Annotated in this window: 6 protein-coding genes and 1 pseudogene; 1 reads left to right on the top strand and 6 read right to left on the bottom strand. The window is 34.3% G+C overall.

The genetic code is table 11. From position 1 onward, the window contains the following. The 4 genes and pseudogenes from AB4Y90_RS14235 to AB4Y90_RS14250 form a co-directional block, all read right to left on the bottom strand. Positions 1–535, bottom strand: a pseudogene (locus tag AB4Y90_RS14235) (oligopeptidase B); the annotation flags it as partial. A gap of 17 nt (positions 536–552) precedes the next feature. Continuing rightward, positions 553–903, bottom strand: coding sequence for a TerB family tellurite resistance protein (locus AB4Y90_RS14240; RefSeq protein WP_441558205.1), 351 nt, complete (start codon positions 901–903; stop codon positions 553–555). 104 nt (positions 904–1,007) lie between these two features. Next, positions 1,008–2,117 (bottom strand): BT_3928 family protein, encoded by a 1,110-nt coding sequence (locus AB4Y90_RS14245; RefSeq protein WP_441558206.1) that lies wholly within the window; start codon positions 2,115–2,117, stop codon positions 1,008–1,010. 2 nt (positions 2,118–2,119) lie between these two features. Further along, the gene (locus tag AB4Y90_RS14250; protein ID WP_441558207.1) at positions 2,120–2,686 is read right to left on the bottom strand and encodes a DUF1599 domain-containing protein; all 567 of its coding nucleotides are present in this window, start codon (positions 2,684–2,686) and stop codon (positions 2,120–2,122) included. A gap of 130 nt (positions 2,687–2,816) precedes the next feature. Between AB4Y90_RS14250 and folP the strand changes: the two genes are divergently transcribed. Continuing rightward, the gene (folP, locus tag AB4Y90_RS14255) at positions 2,817–3,653 is read left to right on the top strand and encodes a dihydropteroate synthase (RefSeq protein WP_441558208.1); all 837 of its coding nucleotides are present in this window, start codon (positions 2,817–2,819) and stop codon (positions 3,651–3,653) included. Between the two features lie 88 nt (positions 3,654–3,741). Here folP and AB4Y90_RS14260 read toward each other — a convergent pair whose 3' ends face one another. Then, positions 3,742–3,978 (bottom strand): hypothetical protein, encoded by a 237-nt coding sequence (locus AB4Y90_RS14260; protein ID WP_441558209.1) that lies wholly within the window; start codon positions 3,976–3,978, stop codon positions 3,742–3,744. A gap of 88 nt (positions 3,979–4,066) precedes the next feature. Then, positions 4,067–6,472, bottom strand: coding sequence for a hypothetical protein (locus tag AB4Y90_RS14265; protein ID WP_441558210.1), 2,406 nt, complete (start codon positions 6,470–6,472; stop codon positions 4,067–4,069). Positions 6,473–6,560: the final 88 nt, after the last annotated feature.

Below are 6,560 nucleotides of genomic sequence, written 5' to 3' on the forward strand. Positions count from 1 at the left end.
GTCTTCTGGAAACGTCATCAACTCCATAAATCATTTTAGAATTATCCGGACTGATGCTGAAACCTGCTGCAGAATAATAAGCATGACCTTCTGCAAGCTGGTCTACATCCAGAAGAATTTCTTCAGGAGCACTCAGACTTCCTTTTTTTCTGCAGTATTTGAAGTACTGCTTTCCGTTTTCGGTTCGGGTGTAATAGTAATAACCTTTTCTGAAAACAGGTACAGATTCATCCTTTTCCTTAATTCTTGCCTTCATCTCCTTGAAAAGATTTTCTCTGAAAGGTTCTGTATCTTTCATCATTCCTTCCCAGTAAGAATTTTCAGATTTAAGATAATCTACAACCTCGGTAGAGTCTCTTCCTTTTTTAAAATAATCGATCATCCAATAATACGGATCATTGACTTTATCGTTATGAATATTTCTTAAATGCTGCTTTTTCTCCGCCATCGGAGCTTTTAAATCAGGAAATAGCTGAGATTGAAATGAAGCTGTACTTATACTCAATATTAAAAGGGAAAGGCAAGTTTTTTTCATGTTAATATTTTTTTGGATTAGTTTAGATTCCAAAGATTCTTGAGAAGAACGTAGAAAGTATGCTCTTCGTCTGTTACTATATCATCAGCTTTAATCAGCGTTTTGGCAAATTTGATGAAATTTAAACGCTCTTGTTCCGTAGAATCTTCTAAAAAGCAACGCCCGTGAAATTCAAAATGATCTTTCCATTCTTCAGGCTTAAGCAATGCGATGGTTTCCAGCTCGTTATCTAAATTCATTTTAAACGGAAATTCGTCGGCAAGATATTGCTGTACAAGCATTCCTTCTTCCGGAGCAAATTCTCCGTCAACAGATGAAAGAATCATTAATAAGTGATAACCGGCGATCGATTTATTTGATTTATGCATTTTAATAAGTTTAAAGTTTAAGGTTTCGAGTTTAATGTTTTGAGTTTAATGTTTTCAAAGGTGTTAATTGACAATTAACAATTCATCATTAACAATTAACAGCCTTAGTCAACATAATATTTTGCAGGCTGTTTGTCAACAATTTTTCCGTTTTCTAATGTTAAAACAAATGGGTTACTTCTTGCGATCGTCTTAATTGCAGTTCCATCCATCATCGCATTTTTAATGGTTTTAAAAGTCGTCTGATCGGTAGAAACACCGTAGACAACGGCGCCTTTCTGAGCATTTACTTTTGCTTCTACTTTTTGAATCAGTTCAGGAGAAACTTCTTTCGGATGATATGCAAAAACCAATATTGCTTTTGGTGCATTGATGATTCCGTCGGTAAGATCATTTCCTGTAGGATCTTCAATTTTAAATTTCACGATTTCAGATTTATAGCCTTCTTTGACGAGTTTAGATTCGTTTTTTCCGTCTTCAATTTTCCATGGTGAGCCTTCTTCCCAATATTTTGTCTCGTTTACATAATCGTCTGAATTTACCTTTATAACCTCTCCGGTTTTAGAGTTTTTCATCGAATAAAACGTTTTATATTGATCGGGATCTTTTTTGATTTTTGCTTTTTCAGCTTTTAAGTCGGTTCCTATTTTATAATCACGGAAATCGATAATCGGTTCGTTGATGATTCCAATTGCCATAATTACCATCATTCCTAAAGATAAAATCCCTAAAATAATTAGTTTAAATTTATTGTTTTCAGGTTGATTTCCCGCTGCGTAAGCATCTTTTTTCCTGAATTCTTTTCTATACAAAACAAAAAGAATTATCAATCCCGCCAAAAGCACAATGTCTTTTACAAAGCTTTCCCAAGGTGTAAACTTGATGGCATCACCAAAACATCCGCAATCGGTTACCACATTAAAATAGGCAGAATAGAAGGTAAGGAAGCCAAAGAAAACGCAAAGCGCAATGAGCGCAGTAAGTGTGTATTTCAGTTTTAATTTTAATAAAAGTAAAAATCCTAAGAATAATTCAAGCACAACTACAATAATTGAAAAGAGCAGTGCAAATTTTTCCAAAAACGCCATGTTGAAAACCGACGGCGAAAAATATTCTTCCATTTTAAAGGAAAAACCTACCAAATCCACAGCTTTTACAAAACCTGAAAGGATAAAAATAACAGCAATAATGAAGCGTAATAAACCTTTGATCATATTTAAATAGTTTTTGGTTCGTTTAGGATCGTTTGTTCAGAAAATTTTATTAGGCAGAAAACGGCATAATTCAGCATGTCAAAATAATTGGCATCCAAACCTTCCGACACTAAAGTTTTTCCCTGGTTATCTTCTATCTGTTTGGTTCTCAGTACTTTCTGGTAAATGAGATCGGTAATGGAAGAAATTCTCATGTCTCTCCAGGCTTCGCCGTAATCGTGGTTTTTCTTTTCCATTAAAGCCTGAGCTTCAGCAGAATATTTGTCGTAAAGATTTAAAATTTCTTCAGGATTTTCATTAAAATCGTTGGAAAGACCTTTCTCCAGCTGGATCAATCCGATAATTGAATAATTAACGATGGCAATAAATTCTCCTTCCTCGCTTTCATCAATCATCTTCACATCGGTCATTTGCAACGTGCGGATTCTGTTGACTTTAATGTAAATCTGGTCGGTAATCGAACTTGGGCGCAAAACTCTCCACGCTGCACCATAATCATGCATTTTTTTACTGAAAAGATCACGACATTCATTGATGATTTTACCGAACTGTTCTGAAGTTTTTGACATAAATTTTCTTAATCTTTCAAAGATACAAATTAGGTTTTAGGTAACAGGAATCAGGGCACAGTTTTTTGGCTATAAGTTGGAAGTAAGAACCCGGAAGTCGTATTTTTGTGTTATGGGAAATCATTCATCAATGATCAATAATCATTCATTAAATTGCAACGGAAGATTAGTAGATCTAAGCTCACCAAAAATCATGGGGATCCTTAATCTTACACCGGATTCTTTTTCAGACGGCGGAAAATTTAATAATGAAAAATCTGCATTGCAACATGCTGAGAAAATATTAAAAGACGGCGGTGAAATTATAGATATCGGTCCGCAATCTACAAGACCAAATGCCGAATTTCTGAGCAGTGATGAAGAAATCAGAAGAATTGGAAAGATTATTTCTGAAATTAAAAAAGAGTTTCCACAAGCTTTAATTTCATTAGATAGTTTTTATGCTGAAACCGTAAAGTTTGGTTTTAATGAAGGAATTGATCTTGTAAATGACATTTCAGGCGGACAATTTGATGAAAAAATGCTTGATGCTGTTGCTGAAACCAGGCTTCCGTATGTTTTGATGCACATTAATCAATCTTACGAAACAATGCATCACAAAGTGAAATTTGATGATATTACTTTGAATGTCAATCAATATTTTACAAAAAAAACCAACGAACTTTTACAAAAAGGAATTAAAGATATTATTCTTGATCCCGGTTTCGGATTCGGAAAAACGGTTGAAGATCAAATGAAGATGATTAATGAAACCCAGTTTCTCGGCTTCGGAAAATATCCTTTGCTCATCGGAATTTCAAGAAAATCTTTTATTTACAAGCCTTTAGGAAAATCACCTTTGGATATTAATAAAGAAACTCAGAAACTGCATTTAAAAGTTTTACAACAAGGTGCGAAAATCCTCCGGGTTCACGATGTTGCAGAAGCGAGGAAGTGTGTTTTGGAGTGGGAGAGTAGTCATGTTTGAGAGTGGGAGAGTTAGAGTGTTTTAGAGTCAGGGCGTAATTATTTTAACTCTAGATCCCTAAAACGCTCCAACCCTAAAACCCTCCAACTTAATTCAGATTCGCTAGTTTATCTGAGAATTGTTTAGAAAACTCCTTACGGTCTTCTTCCAATTTTTCAGGATTTGAAGGAAGAATATAATTGAAAAGTATTTTTTCTTCGTTGTCTAAAAAAATGATTTCTTTTTCTTCACCATCGATCATTTGGGAGAAAATAGACCACATCGAAGTGTCTTTCAGTTTTAATAATTCAAAAAACTGCTCTGCTTTTATTTCTATTTTTTTCATTGTTTTATTTTTAAATATTAATTGTAATTTATAACCACACCGTCAAAAATTCTTTGAATTTTCGCCACCCCTCCAGAGGAGGGGAATTTTAGAACTCTAGTAATTTAAGCTTAAACTGAACCGCAAAATTTTGTTTAAAATTAGTGGTTGTATAATATCCAACTCTGTAAAATAACCCGAGGTTGAAGTAAGAGGATAAAGAATTATTCCATTCAAGACCTATTTCCTGGTATAAATGATCCAGCTTTCTGAATCTGTAATTATGATATTCGGGATGCTTCATGTCACCAATTGTTCCCCTTAAAACAAAGTCAAAGCTTGTCACATTCTGACCGATACTTTTAAAATAAAAAGGCAATTTGTGGGTAAAATAATAAGCAATAAACTTATCGTTGTAGTATTTTCCGCCTTCCAGCGTGGCAAAACCGAGATAGGAAGTAAGGTTAAAATTAATATCCCGACTTGGAGAAGCCAATCCGTTTGTTGTAAAATTTTTCCAAATCGGAGCTTCACCCAAAAGAAAACCTCCGTATAAACGCACTCCTGTAGTTCCCAGTCTGGTTTTAAAATTGTGTGTAAACAAGGCATCAAAACGGGTGTAATTAAAATCTCCGCCAAAAATCTTTCCACTCTGCTCATAATTAAAATAAAGCTCGGGATATTTCTGATCGATCAGTGATTTTCCCTGTGGTGTCATAATATTTGTGGAATTTGGAGAATATTTTAGGGTTACCAAAGTGTTGAAGTTTTCAAAAGAGCCGCCTTTTCCACGGAAATCATAATCAAATAAAGCTTCTTCCGAATTTCTCCTTGTAGCAAAAGCAAGCGTTAAACCGTTGGTAATATCATTTAAATATGATAAAGATGCGCCTTTGTAGCGGTAATATTTATCGTTGTTGATATTATTTCCGTAGTTCATCATACGCATTCTGAATGTCCAGAGACGACGGTAAAACTCACCGGATGAATTTACATCATCATAATATTCAAGCCTGAAGTAAGAGTTTTTTTCGAGGGTGGTTTTCATATCAACCCCGATTCCGTATTTGAATTTATCATCGCCCAAACCATAAGCAAAATAGTAATCGGGCGAAAAATAAGGGTCGAAATTTTCATTAAGTTTTGCCTTTAAACCAAATCTGAAACCTTCATATAAGTTGTAATTAACAATTTCACCAATATCAAAATCAAAACTTCCTGCACGAACCTGCCCGTTAATCAAACCCGTTAAAATTCTGGCGGTACGGTCGATTCTGTAGACTTTTCCAAGACTGTCAATCGTTTTATAAGTGTGACTTTCTCTTGCAGATAAAGGTTCAGGACGATACAGATGAAGCGTGTTTCCAGAAGTGTTTTTTACCGAAAAAGTATAGCCTTTGAAGTCTTCAGGATCTTCTTCAATAGGAGAAATGTAATTAAAATATTTAGAATTGAGGTAAGCATAAGTTCCGAAACTCCTCTTTTTTTCTTTCTCTTTTTCAGGGTTTTCATTGTCTTGTCCCATCATCATGCGGCTCATTCTGAGTTTTACGCTTTCTTCAGACAGAAACCATTTGTTGTTAAAGAATGTCCAAATGCTGGTAATGTTTCCTTCGTTCTTTTCTTTGCTTATGCTTTCTATTTTTTTGATGCCATATGTTTCTTTATCAATATAAATAGAACCGCTGAATTTTCTTTTTTTTACGGTTTTTTTATAATTCGCTTCACGAAAACGGATGACATAGGTTTCCCTGCCGTCAATTTCCAGGCTGTCTGTAAGAAAAAAACGGTACAGACCGCGGTTTTCCTGTTTTATCTGATTAGGGATCTTATTTCGATTACTTTGCAGCGCAATCATTTCGTAGATAGGCTGTTTAAGTCCTGAAATTCGGTTGTCGAGGATGTTTATCTTTTCGCCGTATTTTTTAGAATACAAAAATTCCTGAGCTCTTTCCCAAAGAAAAAGTTTGCTGTTGGCAAATATTTTTTTTGCAGAAATATCTTGTACGGAATCTTCTTTTTTATTGTTTTTAAATAATCCTAAATTGTTAGTAAATACATTATTAAATGCAGTAATACTGTCTTGGTCAATATCCAGCGAGACCTTTTCATAAGATTTGTACGCATAAGAATCGAGGCTTTCGGGAGAGTTGCTTTTAAAGAGCTGATCTACTTTTCTAAGGATTTCCAATGCTCTGGGATCACTTTTATCTTCAAGAATTACAGTCTCAATCGCAAAAGTTTTAGAAGAAGTTTTGGTGAGATAAATTTTGATGTTGTCTTCAGGCAAAGTGCTTTCTTTGTAAAAACCGGATGCTTCAATCTGAATTTTTTTACATTTGGTTTTAAATTCTAAAAAACCTTCAGCATTGGTTTTGCCTAAAATTTTACTGTTGCAAGAAACAGTTGCATTGGCAATAGGGGTCTTATCTGCCTCATTAAACACGCCAATTTTTGATTGTGAAAAACCAAAAATAAACGCCCATAAAAAAATAAAACCCAGATTCCTTTTCATACTATTATGCTCGTTCAAAATTACAGATATTTCTTGTTGTGAGAAAGTTTTTAAGTTAACTTATTTAAATTGCAAAAGACAGTCACGA

Source organism: Chryseobacterium sp. 2TAF14, assembly GCF_052115105.1.
Taxonomy (GTDB): domain Bacteria; phylum Bacteroidota; class Bacteroidia; order Flavobacteriales; family Weeksellaceae; genus Chryseobacterium.